Origin of the sequence: Hirschia litorea, from assembly GCF_042665075.1 — a bacterium.
GTDB classification, from domain to species: Bacteria; Pseudomonadota; Alphaproteobacteria; order Caulobacterales; family Hyphomonadaceae; genus Hirschia; species Hirschia litorea.
Map to the genome: position 1 here is coordinate 165,493 of NZ_JBHTBR010000004.1, position 21,231 is coordinate 186,723.

The 21,231-nt window shown below is 46.8% G+C and carries 20 protein-coding genes; 6 read left to right on the top strand and 14 right to left on the bottom strand.

Annotated features, from left to right (window positions below; all coding sequences use genetic code 11):
- Positions 1 to 29 precede the first annotated feature (29 nt).
- The 3 genes from ACFQS8_RS08020 to ACFQS8_RS08030 all read right to left on the bottom strand — a co-directional run bounded on the left by ACFQS8_RS08020 (position 30) and on the right by ACFQS8_RS08030 (position 6,528).
- Positions 30 to 4,964, bottom strand: coding sequence for an alpha-2-macroglobulin family protein (locus tag ACFQS8_RS08020; RefSeq protein WP_382166789.1), 4,935 nt, complete (start codon positions 4,962 to 4,964; stop codon positions 30 to 32).
- A gap of 185 nt (positions 4,965 to 5,149) precedes the next feature.
- A complete protein-coding gene (locus tag ACFQS8_RS08025) occupies positions 5,150 to 5,632 on the bottom strand; it encodes an RNA methyltransferase (protein WP_382166790.1) in 483 nt (160 codons plus the stop codon).
- Positions 5,632 to 6,528, bottom strand: a complete 897-nt coding sequence (locus tag ACFQS8_RS08030; protein WP_382166791.1) for an isoaspartyl peptidase/L-asparaginase family protein — start codon at positions 6,526 to 6,528, stop codon at positions 5,632 to 5,634. The genes ACFQS8_RS08025 and ACFQS8_RS08030 overlap by 1 nt, the downstream gene beginning before the upstream one ends.
- A 368-nt stretch (positions 6,529 to 6,896) precedes the next feature.
- On the opposite strand from ACFQS8_RS08030, the gene ACFQS8_RS08035 reads away from it, so the two are divergent.
- Positions 6,897 to 7,526, top strand: coding sequence for a hypothetical protein (locus ACFQS8_RS08035; protein WP_382166792.1), 630 nt, complete (start codon positions 6,897 to 6,899; stop codon positions 7,524 to 7,526).
- Positions 7,527 to 7,604: 78 nt separating this feature from the next.
- Here the strand turns inward: ACFQS8_RS08035 and ACFQS8_RS08040 are convergent, their stop codons facing one another.
- From ACFQS8_RS08040 to ACFQS8_RS08070, 7 genes are all read right to left on the bottom strand, one after another.
- Positions 7,605 to 7,877 carry a hypothetical protein gene (locus ACFQS8_RS08040; protein WP_382166793.1) on the bottom strand — a complete coding sequence of 91 codons (273 nt, stop codon included), beginning with the start codon at positions 7,875 to 7,877 and terminating at the stop codon, positions 7,605 to 7,607.
- Positions 7,878 to 8,030: 153 nt separating this feature from the next.
- The gene (locus ACFQS8_RS08045; protein ID WP_382166794.1) at positions 8,031 to 8,408 is read right to left on the bottom strand and encodes a YkvA family protein; all 378 of its coding nucleotides are present in this window, start codon (positions 8,406 to 8,408) and stop codon (positions 8,031 to 8,033) included.
- A gap of 190 nt (positions 8,409 to 8,598) precedes the next feature.
- On the bottom strand, positions 8,599 to 9,429 hold the full coding sequence (locus tag ACFQS8_RS08050; protein ID WP_382166795.1) for a flagellin: 831 nt from the start codon (positions 9,427 to 9,429) through the stop codon (positions 8,599 to 8,601).
- 130 nt (positions 9,430 to 9,559) lie between these two features.
- A complete protein-coding gene (locus ACFQS8_RS08055) occupies positions 9,560 to 9,898 on the bottom strand; it encodes a flagellar protein FlaG (protein ID WP_382166796.1) in 339 nt (112 codons plus the stop codon).
- Between the two features lie 99 nt (positions 9,899 to 9,997).
- The gene (locus tag ACFQS8_RS08060) at positions 9,998 to 10,822 is read right to left on the bottom strand and encodes a flagellin (RefSeq protein WP_382166797.1); all 825 of its coding nucleotides are present in this window, start codon (positions 10,820 to 10,822) and stop codon (positions 9,998 to 10,000) included.
- A gap of 611 nt (positions 10,823 to 11,433) precedes the next feature.
- On the bottom strand, positions 11,434 to 12,258 hold the full coding sequence (locus tag ACFQS8_RS08065; RefSeq protein WP_382166798.1) for a flagellin: 825 nt from the start codon (positions 12,256 to 12,258) through the stop codon (positions 11,434 to 11,436).
- Between the two features lie 437 nt (positions 12,259 to 12,695).
- Entirely contained in the window at positions 12,696 to 13,529 is an 834-nt protein-coding gene (locus ACFQS8_RS08070) for a flagellin (RefSeq protein ID WP_382166799.1), read from the bottom strand.
- Positions 13,530 to 13,877: 348 nt separating this feature from the next.
- On the opposite strand from ACFQS8_RS08070, the gene ACFQS8_RS08075 reads away from it, so the two are divergent.
- Positions 13,878 to 14,552: an HAD family hydrolase gene (locus ACFQS8_RS08075; RefSeq protein ID WP_382166800.1), complete on the top strand. Its 675-nt coding sequence runs from the start codon at positions 13,878 to 13,880 to the stop codon at positions 14,550 to 14,552.
- 51 nt (positions 14,553 to 14,603) lie between these two features.
- On the opposite strand, the gene ACFQS8_RS08080 is transcribed toward ACFQS8_RS08075, so the two are convergent.
- The 3 genes from ACFQS8_RS08080 to flbT form a co-directional block, all read right to left on the bottom strand.
- On the bottom strand, positions 14,604 to 15,278 hold the full coding sequence (locus ACFQS8_RS08080) for an outer membrane beta-barrel protein (protein ID WP_382166801.1): 675 nt from the start codon (positions 15,276 to 15,278) through the stop codon (positions 14,604 to 14,606).
- 249 nt (positions 15,279 to 15,527) lie between these two features.
- On the bottom strand, positions 15,528 to 15,923 hold the full coding sequence (flaF, locus tag ACFQS8_RS08085; protein ID WP_382166802.1) for a flagellar biosynthesis regulator FlaF: 396 nt from the start codon (positions 15,921 to 15,923) through the stop codon (positions 15,528 to 15,530).
- Positions 15,889 to 16,311: a flagellar biosynthesis repressor FlbT gene (gene flbT / locus ACFQS8_RS08090; protein WP_382166803.1), complete on the bottom strand. Its 423-nt coding sequence runs from the start codon at positions 16,309 to 16,311 to the stop codon at positions 15,889 to 15,891. Before flbT ends, flaF begins: the two co-directional genes overlap by 35 nt.
- Before the next feature lie 198 nt (positions 16,312 to 16,509).
- Between flbT and ACFQS8_RS08095 the strand changes: the two genes are divergently transcribed.
- Positions 16,510 to 18,261 (top strand): tetratricopeptide repeat protein, encoded by a 1,752-nt coding sequence (locus ACFQS8_RS08095; RefSeq protein WP_382166804.1) that lies wholly within the window; start codon positions 16,510 to 16,512, stop codon positions 18,259 to 18,261.
- 70 nt (positions 18,262 to 18,331) lie between these two features.
- Here the strand turns inward: ACFQS8_RS08095 and ACFQS8_RS08100 are convergent, their stop codons facing one another.
- The gene (locus ACFQS8_RS08100) at positions 18,332 to 18,652 is read right to left on the bottom strand and encodes a 2Fe-2S iron-sulfur cluster-binding protein (protein ID WP_382166805.1); all 321 of its coding nucleotides are present in this window, start codon (positions 18,650 to 18,652) and stop codon (positions 18,332 to 18,334) included.
- Between the two features lie 284 nt (positions 18,653 to 18,936).
- Here ACFQS8_RS08100 and tsaE point away from each other — a divergent pair, with 284 nt between their 5' ends.
- Genes tsaE through ACFQS8_RS08115 form a run of 3 tightly spaced genes read left to right on the top strand, consistent with a single transcriptional unit; the run spans position 18,937 to position 21,229 of the window.
- Positions 18,937 to 19,407 (top strand): tRNA (adenosine(37)-N6)-threonylcarbamoyltransferase complex ATPase subunit type 1 TsaE, encoded by a 471-nt coding sequence (gene tsaE, locus ACFQS8_RS08105; RefSeq protein WP_382166806.1) that lies wholly within the window; start codon positions 18,937 to 18,939, stop codon positions 19,405 to 19,407.
- Positions 19,391 to 20,509 carry an aminoglycoside phosphotransferase family protein gene (locus ACFQS8_RS08110; protein WP_382166807.1) on the top strand — a complete coding sequence of 373 codons (1,119 nt, stop codon included), beginning with the start codon at positions 19,391 to 19,393 and terminating at the stop codon, positions 20,507 to 20,509. Before tsaE ends, ACFQS8_RS08110 begins: the two co-directional genes overlap by 17 nt.
- A gap of 3 nt (positions 20,510 to 20,512) precedes the next feature.
- Positions 20,513 to 21,229: a nucleotidyltransferase family protein gene (locus ACFQS8_RS08115; RefSeq protein ID WP_382166809.1), complete on the top strand. Its 717-nt coding sequence runs from the start codon at positions 20,513 to 20,515 to the stop codon at positions 21,227 to 21,229.
- Positions 21,230 to 21,231 lie beyond the last annotated feature (2 nt).

Consider the following 21,231-nt stretch of genomic DNA (forward strand, 5'->3'; position numbering starts at 1 on the left):
ACTGGATTCAGCCTCAATAAGGCCCCCAATTAATTACCCGCAGATATCTGCACGCGCCCCGCATCAGAACGACCAAATATATCTGCGCGGTACATATCCTCCGCTACGACACCAGGAATTGCGAAATCCCCCGGCGTGACCGCACGCACCACATAAGCAAATAAAGCTCTCTCTCCTTCACGGACAGTCAATGATGCAAGGTAACGATCATCCCGTGCCTCAGCGACATCAGGATAACTTAAATCACCTACAAACCCGTAAGGACCAGCAGTTTCAGGCGTTAGTACCGCTTGGATTTCAAATCCGGCAGGAAGCAAGTCAGCAATAATCAATTGATGTGTATTCTTATCTTGAGGCGTCACACTCAATGCTACAATCAGTTGATCTCCTCTCTGCACATTTTCCAGAACCGCTCTGCGTCCATTCATTTTGTAAATAGATTTAGATACCGACAATCCCTGACGCGCCGCAGGTGGAGCTTTCACCGGCGAACCATGCGCAATACTCGTAACCCATAGCGGGCCATCGCCCTCATTGGTGAAGCTTGGTAAAACGCTTTCCTCATCAGGCTCTTCTGCAGCAATAAACGCATCCTCATGCGCAATATAGCTACGCTGTTTCGCCATCTCAACGACTTTCCCAAGCGCTGTTAATTTCACATTGCGAGCGCCATTGGATAAACCGTTTGCAGCCATCAGCAAGAATGCCTTTTCTTGCGTCGTGAGCCTGTCTGGGTCAGGTAATTGATCCACAACGCGATCGGTTAATTGGGCGACAAGATCGCGATCACCCGTTTCCGCAGCAAGCGCCAACACACCCGCACTATCACGACGTGATGTTTGATAATAATCGCCTTTGTTTTCATAGCCCAAGCCATCAACAGCAGCATCAAATGCCGAACTGGAACGCGCATTATCGCCAATAAAATGAAGCGCCGCACCGATTTGCGCACGCGCAAGCGGACTGTCGGTTTTCTTCAGCAATTCATCATGTAAATAGCGTAAGCGAGACGCTTCAATCTTCCCGCCACGCGCCAGAACATAAGCGGCATAGGCAGCTGAACGATTGCTTAGGCGCTCATCTGTGTCAGGATTCCAGCGCGATGTATAAACATCATAATCATAGCCAGAACTCCAACGGTTTTGTTGTGCAGCAACTTTCGCCAATGATGAATACGCTTTTTCTAACGCTGCATCTGGCACGAGATAACCCGCAGCCTTGGCGCGTGCAATGAAGTCAACAGCATAAGCGCCAACCCATGGCGTTGCGTGCCCATCGCCCATTCTCCACAACCCAATTGAGCCATCTGAACTTTGGCGATTTAAGATTGTCGAAACAGCTTCCTGAACTTTCGCTTTAATTTGCGTATCAGGTTCCAACCCAGCAATGCCAGCAAGATTACTTGCATATAACAAGGGCATAGCACGACTTACAGTCTGCTCAGTACAGCCATAAGGATATTCACTTAAGCTCTTATACAGCGCTGACGCGTCCATCGGAATGGCAGAGGCAGACACCATCAAACTGGATGAACCAGACACGAATCCATCTAGCGCACTTATGGGCGCTGTCCAGCTTTCTCCCGGTTGCAACACTACTTGCTCAATCCGGTTTACAGGCAGATACGGAGATCGCACTTGAATGCCATACTCCCGCTCAACCTGAAAATTATTAGGCCCTGTTAGCTGCATACCAATACGCGAAACACCTTCAACTGACGCTGAAATTGGAGCCGCAATATCAGCGCGTTGATTGCGATTAAGCATGGCTGTAACGTTGGCATCTTCAATTTCAATTCCTGCACCACTTGAGAGAGCAGCATCATAATTGCCCGGTGTCGCAGCGACATTGTCCATTGTGACAGTCGCAATGGCTTTGTCTCCTGGAGCTAGGAAACGCGGTAAGATAACTTCCGCAGGCACATCATCACGTACGGTGAGAGGAAGATCATGTGATCCCATCCCTGTTTCCGACCAAACCACTGCCATTAAGCGCAATTCGCCATTAAAGTCTGGCAATTGTAGATCTATCTCTGCCTTGCCGCTGCGCCCCATGCGCACAATGCCTGAATACAATGCGACGGACTTCGTCGGCACGACTGTTAAGCCTGCGCCTCCTATCTGGTCTCCCCCTGATCGCGGCTTAGCGGCTGCACCTTGGTTAGGATCAAGCAAACGCCCATAATCATCTTTTAACATCACGCCTAAACGACGTTTCGCAAAGAAGTGGTCACTTGGATCAGGCGAGTCAAATTTAGTGAGTTGCAAAATACCTTCATCAACAGCAGCAAGCGTTGCATACACAAGCTCTCCGCGTGGCCCGCCACTTGCCTCAAGTTCAACGGTGATTTTTTGACGAGGCTTCACGATTTCTGGTGTTTTAATCGCGACATCAAATGTGCGGTTATTTACATCAACTGGCGCATAGGCGACACCCACTGCTCGTCGAGGGCGTGGACGCGCGACAGGGTCACGCGGTGTAAACACGCTGACCATAATATATGCCCCCGCACCCCACTCCTCTGTGACGTTGAAATCAACCTTCAAACCCTTTTCAGGCAAGGTGATTGTGCGTGTTTCGATTATGTTGTCATTCGCGACAACAATTTCTGCTTCACCCGGATATGGCGGTAAAATGGTATAGCTTGCCTTTTTACCAATTTCGACTGGATCTAATGGTGCAGAAATGCGCACACGATCTGGCGCTTCAGCTCCTTCTTGAGGGCCACCACCCCAACCAGCCCAAAAACCATAACTGGCAGTTGCTGCTGAATTTTCCTCGGTTAGAACGAGTTCATAATCACCCCAATCTAATGGGCGTGTGACCAATTGCGCTGGTACATCCGCAGCAAGTTCTAAACTGCCTTCTTCGATCGGGACAACATTGCGTGTTCGACGCCATTTCCACGACCCCCCACCAGAACGATACCAGTCATATTCCCAATCTATACGAACAAGACGCCAATTCACATTGCCAGAAATTTGTTCGCCATTTGCTTTGACAGCGACAACTTTTAAGCGCGCAGCTTCATCCTGTGCTGCACTACCGTCAAATTCAGGTAATACACCCACATACACATCATTTGGACGATATGGCAGGCGCACATCATCTCGCACTGCGCGACCACCCGGCTCCATTGCACTTACAACAGTGCGCAACCGCAATGGTTTCGAGCTTTCAATAGTTTCACCTGCAAGATCAAGACGCAAAACGGCCTGTCCTGCACCATCAGCTGTGGCATCACTTAAATCAAACTCGCGTTGGCGAAATTGTTCGTCATGCTTTCCAAATGAGTATCCTGCAAATGCCTTAAAGGGTGACGGATCAACCTCGACGCGAGTCATGCCTTCAACAGTAAGACCAGCGCCCGGTGCGCCATAAAGAAAGCGCACATCTGTATTGATTGCGCGGACTTCATCCTTGCCGATTGGAGTATCGTTTTCTGCAGAGATTTTTAATTCAATACGTTGAGGGACAAAATCTTCAACCGAGATACGTGTTGAGCCGATGACGCCTTGGCCATCAAGCTCCATATCAATACGCCACATACCTCGTGCCGCGGCTTTTGGCAGCGCATAAGAACGGGTCATTCCCCCTGCTTCTAGCCCGCCCTCGAAACGCCAATTTGCAGCTTCAACACCATTGGGTGCATACAGACGCATAAACCCTTTACTACCGGAAACCGAGCGTGCTGTCAGATCGCGGATAAGCGCATTAATCCAGACAGTTTCACCCGGACGATATATACCGCGCTCTGTGTAAAGATAGGCATCATGACCATCTGGAGGCGAGCGTCCACTGACGGGATATTGAGATAGGTCCACTGAGGCACGATCAAGATCAAGGACAGCAAAATCACCATTTTGATCATATGCCATTACCATGCGTGGTTGCTGTGCATCTTTGCCTCGCAATAAAGCACCAGAAAATTTCACGCGGCCAAATAGGTCTGTCTTTTCTGATTTTAAGACTTCATTGCTGCGTGCCACCAGATCAAGGCGCACTTCACGTGCAATCCGCGCTGAATCAATTGAACGCGCTGTCACCTGCAAACCATCAGCACCGTGATACGCAGTCAATGCTAGGTCAGTTACGATCAACCATCGAGCTGCACGGGCTGGATTATCAACTTCCAAAGACCCTTTCGGGATTTCTTCCACTTTTATATAATAAGCGCCGGGCTCTAATTTTTTAACGGCGCTCGCCATAGAGAACACGGTTGTAGCGGCTGTATTCCCAGTACTTTCAACATCTAGCTCACCCGACCATAAATGCTCAGCCACATCATAGGGATCATCCTGACCACCCTGCCAGCTATATTCCCCGCGTCCAACATTGAAGCCTGACGTAATGCTTTTAAACACAAGAGCACGATCGGTTACGCGCGAAACATCAATTTTCAACGCGTCAACATTTACAGTTTCGATAGCCAGACCGTCCGCATCAATACGCGGCAAGATCACACCATCGCCTTTAAACCCCACATAGCTTGGACGATCACCAAAATCGATTGTGATTTTCTCATCGCGTTCTAACTGACGGTTTCGTCCCGAGCCTGGGAAACCTGCTTTCAACATAAGATCTGTTGCAGCGGCAAACCCTAAACCACCAATGCATAAACGCGAACCTTCGACGTCAAATGCGAGCGCAACATCTTTAGGCGGCTCAACATAAGCGGAATAATCTGTTTTCGAGCTTAGGGAATGAGAAAATTCAAGGCAGGCAATTGGTGCTTCGCCTTGCGTGTTTGCAGAATAGCGCACAAATTCAAATTCATTGGAACGCTCCTCTTCGGCGCGTCTGGATTTTTCACCACGAACCGCAATTTCCGGCCCATCCACTTTCGCCCGCACATCCCGAGGACTTGTTGAAGCGGGCGCATTTGTATCCCCACACGCAGCAACGACACTTATCAATGCCGTCATCAATCCGAACCGCAAACCGTTCCACACCCGATTACTCATGGTTTTCTCCATCGACCCACAATGCGTATCTTAGAGCGGGTCACGCAATATTGCCACTGCAACAAAAAGAAATTTGTTTCTAAGGCAATTGCTTAGTTGAGATAGTCACCTGAATAGCTATTCAGGCAATCAAAGCGATTTCATGGAGATGTTGGGCTTTATTCGCGGCCTTATTAAGATCACGCCTATTTCTTTGGGCCGCCCGGCATAATAGGACGCAGATCATATTTTCCCATACTGACCATGCGATCATACATAACCAATGCCCCCGCAAGAGATACATTTATACAAAACTTGGTGGGTATTTTCACAATATGATGGCATTTTTCCATCATTTGCGGGCTAAGATTTCCAAGCTCTGGCCCCAACACATAAGCAGCGGCTTTGGGATGCTTAAATTCTGGCAACTCAATCGCGTCGTCGGTCAATTCTATTCCAACAATTTGGCACCCGCGCGGCAAAGCCATATCATCAATAGAATCCCAATTATAATATGGCATATTTTCAATGGCTTTAGAGGTATCAGAACTATAGACAGAGCGTACCGGCAACGCTGCATCAATAGAATAAACGAAGCTCGCTCCAAATGCGTGCGCCGTACGCATTAGCGCACCCATATTCATCGGCTTGGAGATACGCTCCGCCCCTATTCCAAAATAGCCCTTCATTATAGTGTCGCGACCACCATTTCGCCATTGGAATGGATACTACCGCGCGCCATGGAACCAGAGATAAACGGCATAGCAATACGGCCTAAACGGTCGATGCTTATCAAACCACCCTTACCACCTAAAAAGAGTACATTTTCCAATACAGCGCGTGTCGCGACATCAAGACTGGTGCGCGCATAGCAAATGCGTGCGGACACATCAGCAGCTGCATTTGCACGCATAAAGTATTCACCCATGCCCGTACACGATACGGCAACACGTTCATCTGCCCATGTACCTGCGCCGATAATAGGACAATCTCCAACCCGACCGGGCACCTTATCAGGCGCACCGCCAGTAGATGTAGCCGCAGCGAGTAAGCCTTCCACATCCAAAGCGACAGCCCCCACTGTGCCTGTCATTTTGCGCTCGTCCTGATCAAATAAATCATAGTGGACGGGCGTATAATAATCTTCGGGATTGTCGATGCGTGCGCAATTATTCTCACCAGCAAACTGAGCAGCCCCCTGTCCAACAAGCATAATATGGGGTGTTTTAAGCATAACCTGCTCTGCAACCTCAACTGGATGCTCAAAACCTTTCAGCCCAGCTACCGAGCCAGCAAGCCGCGTCTCGCCATCCATAATGGCAGCATCAAGTTCAAATTCGCCATTTTTATTTGGTGCGGCTCCCTTTCCAGCCAGATACAAGCCTGAAGACTCAAGCGCACGCACCATTTCTTTTACTGTCTCCACAGAGCTAGCCCCTTGCTGCAGCATCTCTCCGCCGCGCTTGAGCAATTGGGCCATAAAAGCCTCAGTCTCTACATCATGCTTGGATGGACCAGTGCTTGCACCACCGTGTAGAGCCAAAGCCCAGACCGGTTTGCCATTCTGTTCGGACTCGCTACTCATACTCTCACCAAACCTTCTTCGGTTTTAAATCCCCAATCCCGAATAGATTTCTTACATTAATGTGACAAGAGCAGATTCGCACTATCCAACTTATCCACTGGAATTTTCTGCAGAAAATACGGTTTTTTCTACGATACGCTTGCCATTTATAGTTAAAAATGCGCCCAATTTCAAAGGTAAGGCGTGATTCACCAATTTTTCTTGGTGTCCTCGTTTTTAAATACCCTGCCCCACTGCATTAATTTTATGTCATGCCTAATTTCGCCACAACCATCAGCTTAAAAGGGGCTACCCAGTCTCAAAAACTAAATTGGTAGCATACTTATCGGCCCAGGTCGTTTTGCCCACTCATCTTGAAAGTCTGCAATATGAAATATCGCCTTCCCCTTCTTATCTCTACTGCGCTATTGGCTTCAGCTTGTGCGTCGACAACAACGCCCCCTCCTGCGACTCCCGCGAGTGCACCTCAAGTCACAGAGACGAAAGGTCCAGTTGCGCTCACCACATCCACTGCCGCAGCAAGAGATATTTCAGCAACCTCAAGCTGGCATGCTGTCGAGTTGCTTTGGCCAGAATCGCCTTATATGACGCTGCACGATGCAAGCGCGCCTGATAGCGATGTTTCGCCACTCTCCTTCAACTGTAATACAGATACAGGTGCCCTTTCAGGTACGCTAAATGCTCAACCTAAAGAAAACTCTGGTAAAGCCGCATCCTTCTCACTGCGCACATCAGATGGTGAAGCTTTCACCCTGCTAGGCATGTATACGCGCAGCAAATCAGAACCGACATCTAACTTTGTCTTCAAAACAGACTGGCGTGCGATGAAAGCCATTAGCAACTCAGAGCGCGTTGATATAATTAGCCCCGACGGGCAGTCACAAATTGCGCTTGTAAAAGATGTTGCACCTCATCGCGGAGATACACAGCTTCTTGCATCGACGAAAAATTTCGCTGAATCACAAGAAAAACTCTATTACTATTGTAACCCGAAATAACATTTTGGATTTTCAACCAAAGAAAAAGGCTGAGAAAATATCTCAGCCTTTTTTGTTTTCTATCAATAACTTACAAATTTAATTGGGAAGCGCAGGCACTTCATTCACCTTCAAAGCCAAATTATCCAATTGGCTAAAATACTCTTCACTGTTTTGCGTATCATCTACCAAGACATAAGCATCCGGTGTTTTGCGCAGAATAAAACGACGCCAGTTCACGCGACTGCGAAATATCCAAACTTCATCAGGATTTTCCGGCAGTGTCGCAAAGCCAGTCCACGGGTGATCTGTTGATAATCCGCGCCACATTTTTTCGATATTGTTGATTTCTGTTTCCGAAAAAAGTGTCATTGTCTCGCCTATTATAGTGTTTGCCCGTTACCGAACAACGTGTTGAGGTTCACAATATCACAAGTTTTCAGTTATTGTAACAATTCGTAACAAATTTATCGGGGCATTACCGCACAAGCAGCTAATGGATTGTTTTAAAGTCAATTTTTAAAACTAACTTTTCTTCTCTTTGTACGTGCCTAATAACAGCTGCGCCTCTCGACGGTGCTCTGACTTTATGTGACCGCTTACAATCCCCATCGCCATAGCGATGACTGTTGCGTCATCTGAGAAGCCCAATGCCAAAATGAAATCGGGGATTACATCTGTAGGCACAACAAAATATGCCAGCGCAGCAAGTAACACTCCGCGTACACGACCAGGCGTCTCTTTATCAAACGCACAATAATAGGATGCAGCTACATCCTCGGCAAAAGGTATATGACGCACAAATTTCAGTAATTTTGGCAATGCCTTACGCGCTTTTTCAGCGTTAAGCTTACGTTCTGCAATCTCGTCTTCAGTTTCCGGATCGAGGATTTCAATCTGCATTAAAGATCACTCCTTTTAGTACTTATTCTCTATAATACAGATAATAATGGCAAGCCTATGATCTTCCCTTCATAGCGCAAAACGGGGCAGAAAAAAGCCCGAGCCTAATAATAGACTCGGGCTTAAGTAGCACGATTAGGGAAGACCAGACCTCTAACCGTGGAACTGGTTGAGCATATTCAAACTCAAATTAGTTTTGAAATAGTGAAAGAACCGTCTCAGGAGATTGGTTGGCAATAGACATAGCCTGCACGCCCAACTGCTGTTTCACCTGTAGCGATGTCAGCAAGGCACTTTCCTTACCCAAATCAGCATCAACAAGAGAACCAACACCAGAGGTAATCACGTCCTGAAGGCGTGTTACGAAATTGGCGTGATTATCAATTTTCTGAGATGCACCTCCAAGGCGTGCCAAAGCACCATTCACATTTGTGATGCTGTTCTGGATTGCTGTCATCGTTGCTTGTGCATCAGCTGGCGTGCTTAAATCATGCGTCGCTGGATCGAGCGTAATATTCGCGCCACCAAATGTGAAATCTTCAGACGCAATTGTAAGCTTATTTGTACCAGATGCATCTGCCACGAAATCAAGTCCGCTCGGCAATGAATTATCAAGCAGATTTACGCCATCAAATGTAGCTGCGCTAACGATTTTCTCAAGCTGCGTGACAAGGCCATTAAAGTCTTCTTGGTATGCCGCACGTGATGTTGCGTCGATATCCTGCGTCGCTGCCAAAGCTTTCTCGCGAATCTGAATCAAAATATCAGAAACAGTCTCTCCAGCAGCCATCGCAATATCACCAATAGATTTGGATCTGTTTAGGCTTACCTGAATAATATCATAGGCCGAGTTTTCACCGCGCAATCCCTGCGCGACTGAATATATAGCAGCATTGTCCTTAGCGTTCGCGACCTTGAGGCCTGAGCTTACGCGGTCGGTCGTTGTTTCAAGGCTTTTATTCGTCGCATTCAGATTTTGCAACGCTATAAGCGACTGAGCGTTTGATACGCCGTTTACCATAATCTGTCTCCAAACGTGGTCGTTCGGGTGGTCCCGAGTTTTTTCGTTGGCTACAGAATTGAACGCTTTTCGTTAATACTTCCTTCGCATTCGCGAGAAAACACAAATATTTCTTCAAATTTTAAATAAATTAAATCGTTTTATCGAGCCACAGACCCGAAGAGCTTCCAGTCTGCTTCGCAATTTTCAGCCAATCAACATCTGGCCACTGACGAATAATATCGCCGCTTTCAGTGTCTATTAGTGTGTGAACAAAGCGCCCTGTTTCGCTATCTTTTTCGATAACTAATTTGCCGTGCTCAACACCATGTTGACGCGCAATTTCTTCTACAAATTGTTTGCGACGCGCTTCTACGGCTTGATCTGCTATTTTCTTGTCATCCTTATAAGCGTCATTGTAAATACGCTCTGGACGGCTAACATCTAATTTAGGTGATGTTGTAGTAAGTGGTGATAATTCCGTTCCCATTTCCTTTTCTCCCGCCGGTCCTGCCTTTTGCAGCCGACTATCCTATATCGCGATAGTCCTCCCCGACCCTTTCGGGTCGGGAAGAAATATCGAATTGTCCTATCGGAAGAAGGACAGAGCCAAACCAGAAGATTGGTTCGCAATAGACAGAGCCTGCACACCAAGTTGTTGCTTAGTTTGGAGGGACTGTAGTTTTGCGGATTCTTTGGCAAGGTCTGCATCAACAAGGTTACCGATACCGGCTTCCATTGCGTCAGATAGCTTTGTCACAAATGTAGAGTGAGTAGTTACAGCTTTTGAACCTGTACCCAAACGTGCCAAGGCAGCGTTCACATTGTCGATAGATGCTTCAAGTGCAGTGATAGCATCACCGGCTTTTGTCACAGTTGAGATATCTGAACCAGCTGTCAATGTGATTGTTGTTCCTGTCAAAGACAAGTCTTCAGCAGCAACAGTTAGTGTGCTAGTACCGTCAGCGTTTGCCAAAGCCGTAATGTCGTCAGCACCGTTTTTCAACAGGTTTGCACCGTTGAATTCAGCGTTATCAACAATAGTCGTGATCTGATCACGAAGCGCTTTAAAGTCTTCGTCATAAGCTGAACGTTGAGCAGTTGTCAGTGTACCATCTTTCGCACCAAGTGCTTTTTCTTTCATCTCAACCAAGAGATCAGAAACAGCTTCACCAGCTGCGATAGCAGTATCAACAGTTGAACCAGTACGGTCTAAAGACTGTTTTACAACACCATAAGAAGCAACATCAGCACGCATGCCTTGAGCAATAGCGAAGATAGCACCGTTATCTTTCGCGCTTGATACAGCCAAACCCGTGTTGATGCGGGATTGAGTTGTCTCAAGTTGACGTGTTGTGCTGTTTAGTTGTTGTAGTGCAATCATTGCACCGTGGTTTGTGTTTACGCTTGTCATTTTGACATACCTTTTTCGTACCTGATCTCAGGCGTTAATGAAAACCAGATCATTTTAATCTGGAGGCGTTTTGCCTACTGGGTATATCGCAAGTCCTGTGCCGGATTTAGGGTTAACAACTCCTCAAAGAAACTTGATTTTAAAGCGTTTTTGTAGGCGTTCGTAAACAATGTATGAATGGGCTATATGGATGTATTTTGCACTTTTTGCCTAGCGGAAAATATTGCCGGGAAAGATATGGGGCAATATGTGCCTACCTCAAAGGTGCGTTTATTAACAAGATGCAGAACAGCCACCCAAAACGTGGTTAATTATTCGTGTATACAATTGAATTAAATACGATTTTTATGATGGGGTGACTAAAAATCAGACCACACATAATGTTCAATCCGCTGCCCTGCTGCATGCCCCCTGATTACACGCTGAGGACCCCATGCCTGCCCCGCGCCATGCGTCTGCTATCACTCTGGATTGACAGTGCTGTCGTGGCGCGCGTGTTGAGGTCTTCCCGCTTCTTTCATTGAGCTAAATGTCGCGCAATTTTAGACATAAAAAAACTCCGGCGATTGCGCGCCGGAGTTTTCTTATTATTCGATTTAGTCGCCTTCGTCCTATCGGAAGAAAGACAGAGCCAAACCAGAAGACTGGTTCGCAATAGATAGAGCCTGCACACCAAGCTGTTGCTTCGTTTGTAGAGACTGTAGTTTTGCGGATTCTTTAGCAAGGTCAGCATCAACAAGGTTACCGATACCAGCTTCCATTGCGTCAGAAAGCTTCGTTACGAATGTTGAGTGCGTTGTCAAAGCTTTTGAACCTGTACCCAAACGTGCCAAGGCAGCGTTTACGTTATCGATTGAAGTTTCAAGTGCAGTGATCACGTTACCAGCTTTTGTGACAGTGTTAATGTCTGACGCTGGTGTCAAAGTGATAGTTGTACCTGTCAAAGACAAGTCTTCGTTTTGAACAGTGATCGTGCTTGAACCATCAGTGTTAGCCAAAGCTGTGATGTCTGCTGCACCGTTTTCCAACAAGTTTGCACCGTTGAATTCAGCGTTGTCTACGATTGTAGAGATCTGATCACGAAGCGCTTTAAAGTCTTCGTCATAAGCTGAACGTTGAGCAGTTGTAAGTGTACCATCTTTTGCACCAAGTGCTTTTTCTTTCATCTCAACCAAGAGATCAGAAACAGCTTCACCAGCTGCGATAGCAGTATCAACAGTTGAACCAACGCGATCCAAGGATTGCTTTACAACACCATAAGATGCCACATCTGCGCGCATGCCTTGAGCAATAGCGAAGATCGCACCGTTGTCTTTCGCGCTTGATACAGCCAAACCAGTATTAATACGTGTTTGAGTTGTCTCAAGTTGTGCGTTTGTTTTGTTTAGTTGTTGTAGGGCAATCATTGCACCTGGGTTTGTGTTTACGCTCGTCATTTTGACGTATCCTTTCAGGAATATGTACGAAGCTTTTTGCTTCCAGAAGCTTTTTGCTTCCGCCATTCTCCACGCAAAGATGATGCCAGTTGGTGATCGTTAATAAAAATCACGACGCGCCGCACTTTTGGGCCTTCAATTCTTAATTCAATTGGTAAAATTCATAGTTTACAGGAATTTAGCATAAAATTTGCCGAGTATTCTCTAGGCAATACTTTCCCATCGGCAAAACCTATACGGTTTGACCCCGCCTCATTTCTCGAGGCACAAAAAAACCGCCCTGAACCTTTTCTGGTTCATATCTGGCGGGTTCGTCATAAGACGCGCTTTTTGCGCACATGAAACAAACGGAGCAATGCCTCAAACCTAAGATCTATTGATCCTAGAAGGGAGGCGGCCCGGGCGAAGTTGATGCTTCGCCCAAGACCGAACGCCTTCTAACCTTGGAAGAGCGAATTAATGATGGCTGGAGCCTGGTTCGCAATCGACAATGCCTGCACACCCAATTGTTGCTTTGTCTGCAACGATTGAAGAGCCGCACTTTCTCTTGCCAAGTCAGCGTCAACCAAATTACCAATCCCAGTCGTCAATTGATCAGACATCTTGCCAACGAATACATTGTGTATTTCGACGGCTTTAGCTGCTGTACCCAAACGTGCCAAAGCACCATTTAGGTTTTGAATAGATGCAGAAACCGCAGCAACTGCAGTACTTGCCTGCGTTACAGTCGTAAATGACTGTGTTGCCGTGACCGTCACAATAGTACCACTAAGCGACAAGTCTTCTGCTGGCACTGTCAATGAAGATGTTCCATCCGCATTGGCAATGGCTGCAATATCCGTCACAGAACCATCGATAAGGTTTGCACCGTTAAACTCGGCATTCCCTACGATCTTTCCGATCTGGTTACGAAGCGCTGTAAAGTCTTCGTTATATGCAGCACGCTGCTCTGTAGACAGAGTTGTATCTGTTGCAGAAAGCGCCTTCTCTTTCATATCAATCAACAAATCAGAAATGGCTTCACCAGCTGAAAGGGCCACATCAGTTGTAGACTGAACGCGATCCAAACTCTGTTGGGCAACACCCAAACCTGAAACTTCCGAGCGCATACCTTGGGCAATGGCGAAAATCGCACCATTATCCTTAGCGCCGGCAACTTTCAAACCGGTATTAATCCGTGACTGAGTTTCAGCTAATGACATATTCGTCTTGTTAAGTTGTTGTAGAGCGATCATCGCTCCGTTGTTCGTGTTTACCGATAAAGAAGCCATCGGGGTAAATCCCTTTCATTCTGTAAGGAGGAAGCTATAAGCCACCGAACATTTTGTTCACACGAGTAGAAGCAATTTCCGGGCCAATAGATCAAATTTTACGCAAATTTATAACAATTTGATTTTATTGAATATTTTCAAACATTCTTTGCGTGTTGCATCTTAAATTACGGCAATATTTGCGGTAGTTGTTACCCACTAGGAAAATTCGACCCAGCAAGGTGAAAATACTGCCCAATGCGCAGAGTAAAAACGCAGCTTACCCTCACGCTTTGACAGGCTTTATGAGGTGTGATCTGCACACTTAAATTAAGAGAGATTCTTCACCCGCTCCGCAAGTGAAAGCAAATGATAGATACAATTTTATTTGATTGTGATGGCGTACTCATCGACACAGAAATGCTTGCCCTCGATATTGAGGTCAACTTTTTGGCACAAAACAACTTTTTCTACGAACGCATGGATTTCGCACGCGCATTTATTGGCATGGATGGCGTGGGCATGCGCGCTCAAATGGGGCGTGATTATCTTGCCCAGCATAACAGACCAATGCCTGAAAACCTTTTTGATGACATGTGGGCAGCACGCGATGCACATTTTGCGACCCACCTCACGCCTGTGCCGAATGCAGACTTAAGTTTGCGTGCTTGGAAAGGAAAGAAAGCGGTCGCCTCCTCTTCTAAAATCCATCACTTAAAAACAAACCTCACTCAAACTGGTTTGGCTGATCTGGTCTATCCTAATGTGTTTTCAGCCGATCAAGTCGCACGTGGCAAACCTCACCCTGATGTCTTTTTATATGCAGCCACGCAAATTGGCGCGAAACCAGAAAATTGCCTTGTTATCGAAGACAGTATTAATGGTGTAAAAGCAGCAATGGCCGCCAATATGGATGTATGGGGATTTATGGGCGGCGGCCATGTTTGGCCTGAATTAGCGACGCAACTTACCGCCATTGGTGCGAAGAGAATTATCTACTCTCATGAGGAATTAGCGCAGGCTCTCACACAGTTGCAGTCATAAAAAAACGGCAGACGTTAAGCCTGCCGTTTCTCCAAATTCGTCTATTCAAATCTAGAATTTAAACTTCAATCCTGTGCGGATAGTTGTGAAATCTAGATTGTTCTGGCTGATAATTCCGCCTTTATCGACTGGCGTATCAAACTCAACATCATTGGAGATACGCACCTCGCCAAATGTTGAGATATGCTTGCTCAAACCAAGCTCAACACCTGCACCATATACAAACGCTGTCTCTTCCAATTCCACGGATGTCACCGGAGGCGCAAAAGTATAAGATTGATTTGCATCGCCTTCATATTGCGTCACACCCACCAAACCATACACGCTGAATGTGTCAGTGACTTTTTGTCCAAGGTGAAGGTCAAGACCATAGCTATTTTTCAATTCAACTTCGCTAACCAAAACATTGTTGAGGTTTTGCGTTTCTGCATTTTCGTCAGCGTAAAATGCTTCAAACTCCAAATATGAGTTTTCCAATACATCAAGACGATATCCAGCACTTACATACACACTCGCACCTGTATCTTGGTCCGTAGTTGTCGCGCTCGGCCCATCTGCCGGCCCTGTATTTGGAAGGTTTGAACCAGTATTGCGACTTACATCTTGCGTCAAAGTCGTAGAATTAAGACCACCAGAAACATAAAAGCCGCTATCTGCGTGCGCTAAGCCAGTAAATACAGCACTAGATGCGAGAAGACAGGCAATAGTACGAATTGAATGTGTCATAGAAAACCCTCTTTTGATATACACACCGCCTCTAAGGACGTGGCGGCATAAAAGGGTATTTAGCGATCACTAGGAACTGAACTTAATGATAGAAATCGTTCACAAAAACTCGCATTTTTTTGATTAGAAATAACAATTTAGTGTGTGATTTTAAATGTGTGTATCGGAGACAATCTCAACAATACAACAAACCTCAATACCCAAAGCGCCCCAACCCGTCTCACGCTTCAAATATTGGATTGATACAGTTTAAGCAGCAGCTATAGAGCTGTCGGCAGCCGATTGCGGCAACCCTTTTGCAGCGGCCAGCCCCTGCATGATATTGCGATTAATATCTATCAAAGTTTCAATTTCATCGCGATTTCGAGACGCTTCGGACGTGTGCCGTCCCACAAAAAGCGACAAGGAAATGATGCCCGCACGCAATTCTTCAGGCAATCCATTGCCTTCTTGCGCACAATCCATCGCCATCGCATTCCAAACGCGACGATTTTTATCAAGCGCAGCAACCACTTGACCGAATGCAAATTTATCAGCTTTTTGCGCTTCCATGAGGTCACGCGTTACCTCAGCAAATAGCCGAAACTCCACATCACGTGGGTCTGCGGTTCTATTGGCTGTCTTTTGGTAGGCTTGAATTGACATTACCCAGAACTTCCTCTTCGTACGCGATCAATTTACGGCAACGCCCTAGCGCGCGGTAATAATCGCCACCCATCACATCGCGCGAAAGAGAAACGCATTCTTTCAATACATCTGCATTGGAAATGGCAGACATAAATTCAGTAATACGCAGGACAAATTCCTCATAATGCTGACCACCGGGCGCACCACCATCCAAATACATCAACATCACTGGGAAATAGATGTGTTTTGCAGGTGTATTCACGTCCTCTGGCTGCATGATATCTTTTTCACGCAGGACCGAAGCCTTATTTTGTAAGAGCATGACGCAACGACGATCACCGTTTTGGAGCACTGCGCCATTTACGACGAATTTCTCTTGCGGCTTCAACGAAAGCTTTAGTGGCATGTTCTCTGGCCTCGAATTTATGGCGTTTCTCGCCTTAGACCTCAAACACTAACCTGCGTTTATTAACGACTGATTTAGCGATTCGTAAAACTATGGTTTCCAGTTTGTTAAAACCAATCTGACAAAACCTATCTATTGCTACGCGCATAAATGCGACAGGCGCAAATTTAGTTTTAGACGCTTTAGAGGCTGATACATATGAACGAGATTGCACAGAATATCACAGCCCCCGAAGGTTCTGTGGGCGACACGATGTCATCGAAGGCGATTTCTGATGCCACCAATCTCAGCATCAACGCAGCCTCCCCCAAAATCAAAAAGCTTCGCAAGCATTGCCGCAAGTCCGCTCAACTTCTTGAACAAGAGCAATATGCGGAAGCTGCGAAAGAAGCCCTTGCGGCACTTGATATCAATGAAAAAGACTCTCTCGCCAATCACGTAGCAGCCATCGCCATGGACCGCCTTGACCGGTTCGACGTGGCGCTTCAGCTTTATAATCGCGCAATTCAAGCAGAGCCTCAAAATGCTGAAATCTACCGCAATGTCGGCCTTATGGCATGGCGCATGGGTAAATTGGATGTTGCCGAGCAATTCTTTCGTTTGGAAGGTCAAATCGCGCCTGATTCATGGCAACCTAAAAACAATTTAGGGAATGTCTTGCGTGACAAAAGCCAGCTAGATGATTCCATCGAATTATTGCGCGCTGCGCTATATCAACACCCAGAAGTTCCCGAATTATGGACAGCCATTGGCTCGACCGCAATTTATCAATTACAAACAGATGAAGCTATACAGTTTCACTCCGAAGCGGTTCGTCTTGATCCCAACAATGCTAAAGCACATCACAATTTAGGCTTCACACACCTCACCGACAAAGACCCTGCCCAAGCAATCATCCATTTTGAAGACGCGCTCAAACTGCATAAACCCAACACTTTTGATGCCGTCGCCAGCTTAAACGCACGCTCAAACGCGCTCTTATCTGTCGGACGACTTGAGGAAGGTTGGAAAGAATACGAAATCCGTCACAATCATTTCGCACCTGATTTCACGCAATTCCTAATGCCTATGCCCCTTTGGGAGAGCCAAGACATTAAGGGCAAAAAACTCATACTGGTTGGTGAACAAGGACTGGGCGATGAGGTTTTATTCTCTTCTGTCCTCAATGATATGTTGAAAATGATAGGCCCCGAAGGACAATTAGGTGTGGCTGTGGAGCGTCGCCTTGTCCCGCTCTTTAAACGTTCATTCCCACAAATAGAAGTCTTCTCCCACAGAACAGGAAAATCAGACGGTATTCAAAGGCGTGTTGTCGTTGAAAACGAAGAGATAAAAAAATACGACCTTTGGGCTCCATTAGGCGCACCACTCAAGCATTTACGCAATGATATTTCAGACTTCAAACAGCCAAATGATGGCTTCCTAGTTCCAGATCCAGACCGTGTTGCACATTGGAAAGGTGAATTGGAAAAACTTCCCGCCGGACGCAAATCAGGCATTTTGTGGAAATCTGGCGTGATGGACGTCAAACGTGGTCGTAGCTTCGCAGCATTTGAAGCATGGAAACCTATCCTCACAACGCCAGACATTACATGGATCAACCTACAATATGGCGATGCAGACGCTGATATAAAACTTGCAAAAGACAAATTCAGGATCGATATCCACACCCTGTCAGGCATAGACCTCAAACAAGACTTAGATGATATTACAGCGCTCAGCAAAGCACTTGATCTTGTTGTTGGCCCCATGAATGCTACAACCAACCTTGCGGGTGCAGTTGGCACGCCCTTCTGGCTGTTATGGCCCAAAACTGTTTGGACACAATTGGGCACAGGACAAATGCCCTGGTATCCCAACACCCGCACTTATTCACCGGATCAACTAAAGAATTGGGCCCCTGCTATCGCGCGCCTTGCATCCGATTTGGCGCAAGAAGCCAACTCCTAAATCAACGCAAATGCTACAAAAAAAGCAGCCCTGAAGGCTGCTTTTTTCAAACCAATATTCGCCGCTTAAATTAAGCTTGGCTTTCCGGCATACGCACGATGAGACCATCAAGGTCATCTTTCACAGTAATCTGGCATGATAAGCGTGAATTGCTTTCAACATTCTCAGCGAAATCAAGCATGGATTGCTCCATGTCATTTGGCTGTCCAACTTTGTCCATGAAGTTCGCATCTACATACACGTGACACGTCGCACAGGCACATGCACCACCACAATCTGCATCAATGCCCGGAATACTGTCGCGAATTGCAGCTTCCATGACAGACGCGCCGTTTTTCGCCTCAACTGAATGTTCTGTTCCGTCAAATTCTACAAATGTAATTTTAGCCATTGATGCTCATTCTCTCAATTTTCAGATGCCTAATCTATACCACTTCTCAAATGATATACCATTAAGCAGTATCGCTTTTCCTAATCTGTTTGCTAGGAAGTTGCCACTTAGGCAAGATGTAAGCAGTAGATTTCCAAATGCCAACATTTCTTTTTAAAAGCATTTTACTGCTTTCCACTGCGATTGTACCGCTCAAATAGCTTGTATCGGTGCGCGTCCTTTGTCATCAAGGTTAACTATGATTACCTGATTATTTTCTAGATATAACTTAAAGTCGCTTCTCAATGCCTGATGACGCCAACAGCAAAAAATTCTCCCTCAAAAGCGAAGCAGATACTTTTGCCCTCGCGCAATCACTTGCCCCCATCCTCCGCGTTAGCGATGTCATCGCCCTTTATGGAGATTTGGGTGCGGGAAAAACAACTTTTGCGCGCGCACTCATCCGCACCCTTTTAAGCGAAGCGCAAATGGATGTGCCCAGTCCCACTTTCACAATCGTCCAAACCTATGATGCCCCGCAATTTCCTATCTGGCATTTTGATATGTATCGCATTGAAGATGAAAGTGAGCTGGATGAACTTGGCCTAGATGAAACAATTGATGGTCTCACCCTCATTGAATGGCCATCCCGCATGGGCGAACAATTGCCCACCTACCGCCTTGATATCACCTTAGACTTAGACGCCACTGGCCGAAGCGCCACCCTGACAGGGCATGGCGAAGATTGGATAAAACGTCTTGCAAACTTCTCCTGATACAGCCCGCGAACAGCAACGCCTCGCCTTTCTTTCTGCCAATGGATTGGGAGATGCCATACGCACGCCTCTTGCCGCAGATGCATCAACGCGTCGGTATGAACGTCTTACACCGCGTGACGGCTCTGCCAATATCATGTTTATGGATGCCCCTATTTTGGCAGAAGGCGCGCCTTGCCCTGTAGATGCTGATGAAGATACACGCAATGCAATGGGGTGGAACGCACAGTCTCGCCTAGCTGCAAGCCGCGTTGAAGCCTTTGTCGCTGTCGCAGCACACCTTCAAGCAATTGGACTATCAGCGCCGCAAGTTTTAGCTTTTGATTTGCAATATGGCTTTGCCCTGCTTGAAGATATGGGCGATGCCATTTTTGCACGCGTCATTGAGCAAGGCGAAAGCGAACCTCGCCTTTATGCAGCAGCTGCAAAAGCGCTAGCAATTGTGCACCAAATTCCAGTTGCCCCTTCATTACCCGCTGGCGACACACAATGGCCAATCCTTGATTTTGACCGTCTGGCTTTAGCTGTAAACGCAGACCTATTTGTCGATTGGATGCCTCAGTACGACCCGCACACACGCGTTTCTGCATCTGACCGAAGCGCTTGGAATGATGCGCGTGATGATTTGATTGCCCAAGCACTCACCTTTCCCCGATCCCTGATCCTTCGTGACTATCATGCAGAGAATTTAATCTGGCTACCAGAACGCACCGGCGCAAAACAAGTTGGATTGTTAGACTTTCAAGACGCTGTCATGGGATGGGGTGAATGGGATTTTGCGATGCTGCTGCAAGACGCCCGACGCAATGTCACCAAAACAGCAAGCGAAGCCGCCATTATTGCTTATCTTGATGAAACAGGCGGTTCCCGTGACGTTTTCGATAAGCGGCTGGCTGTCCTTGGTGCTCTCAATGCTCTGCGCGTTGCTGGCGTATTTGCGCGCCTCGTCAAGCGAGATAACAAACCCAAATATAATGATTTCCAACCGCGTCAGCTAAAATTGCTCTCGCAAAATCTACAACATCCTGCATTATCAAAAATGCACGCTGTGTTTAAAACAATAGCGCCACACATATTGGAACTCAGTTCTGGGGGGAATTAGGCCATGACGATCAAGACTGCCATGCTGATGGCTGCCGGCAAAGGTACACGCATGCGCCCCCTCACCGATACTTGCCCCAAACCGCTCATCAAAGTGGCAGGCAAAAGTTTGATTGATCACACGCTTGATAATCTCATAGCCGCAGGCATAGAGCGTGCCGTCATTAATGTGCACTACCTCGCAGACCAAGTAGAGACGCATTTTAAAAACCGCACCGATATTGAAATTCTCATTTCAGATGAACGCAACGAACTTCTAGAAACAGGCGGCGGTGTCGTGAAGGCACGCCCCCTGCTTGGCGATGACCCTGTGCTCATTTGTAATACAGATGCTTTCTGGCTCAATGATAATGGCGCGACAATTCACAGCCTGATCAACGCCTATAATCCCGCTCAAATGGATAGCTTATTGCTGTTAGCTAAACGCGATCATTCAATGGGATATCACGGCAAGGGTGACTTTGACCTTGCTGACACGGGCGAACTGATCCGACGAGGCGATGCACCTTCTGCGCCCTATGTCTTTGCTGGCATGTATGCATTTAACCCCAAAACAATTTCCCACATGGAAACCTCCTGCTTCTCTGCCAATGTGTATTGGAATGAAAGCGCTGCGAAAAATCGCCTTTTTGGGCATGTCTTAGCCCCATTCTGGATGCATGTGGGTGATCCAGATGCTCGAGATGAAGCAGAAAAATTAATTCAAGAAGGCAAGGTATAGCA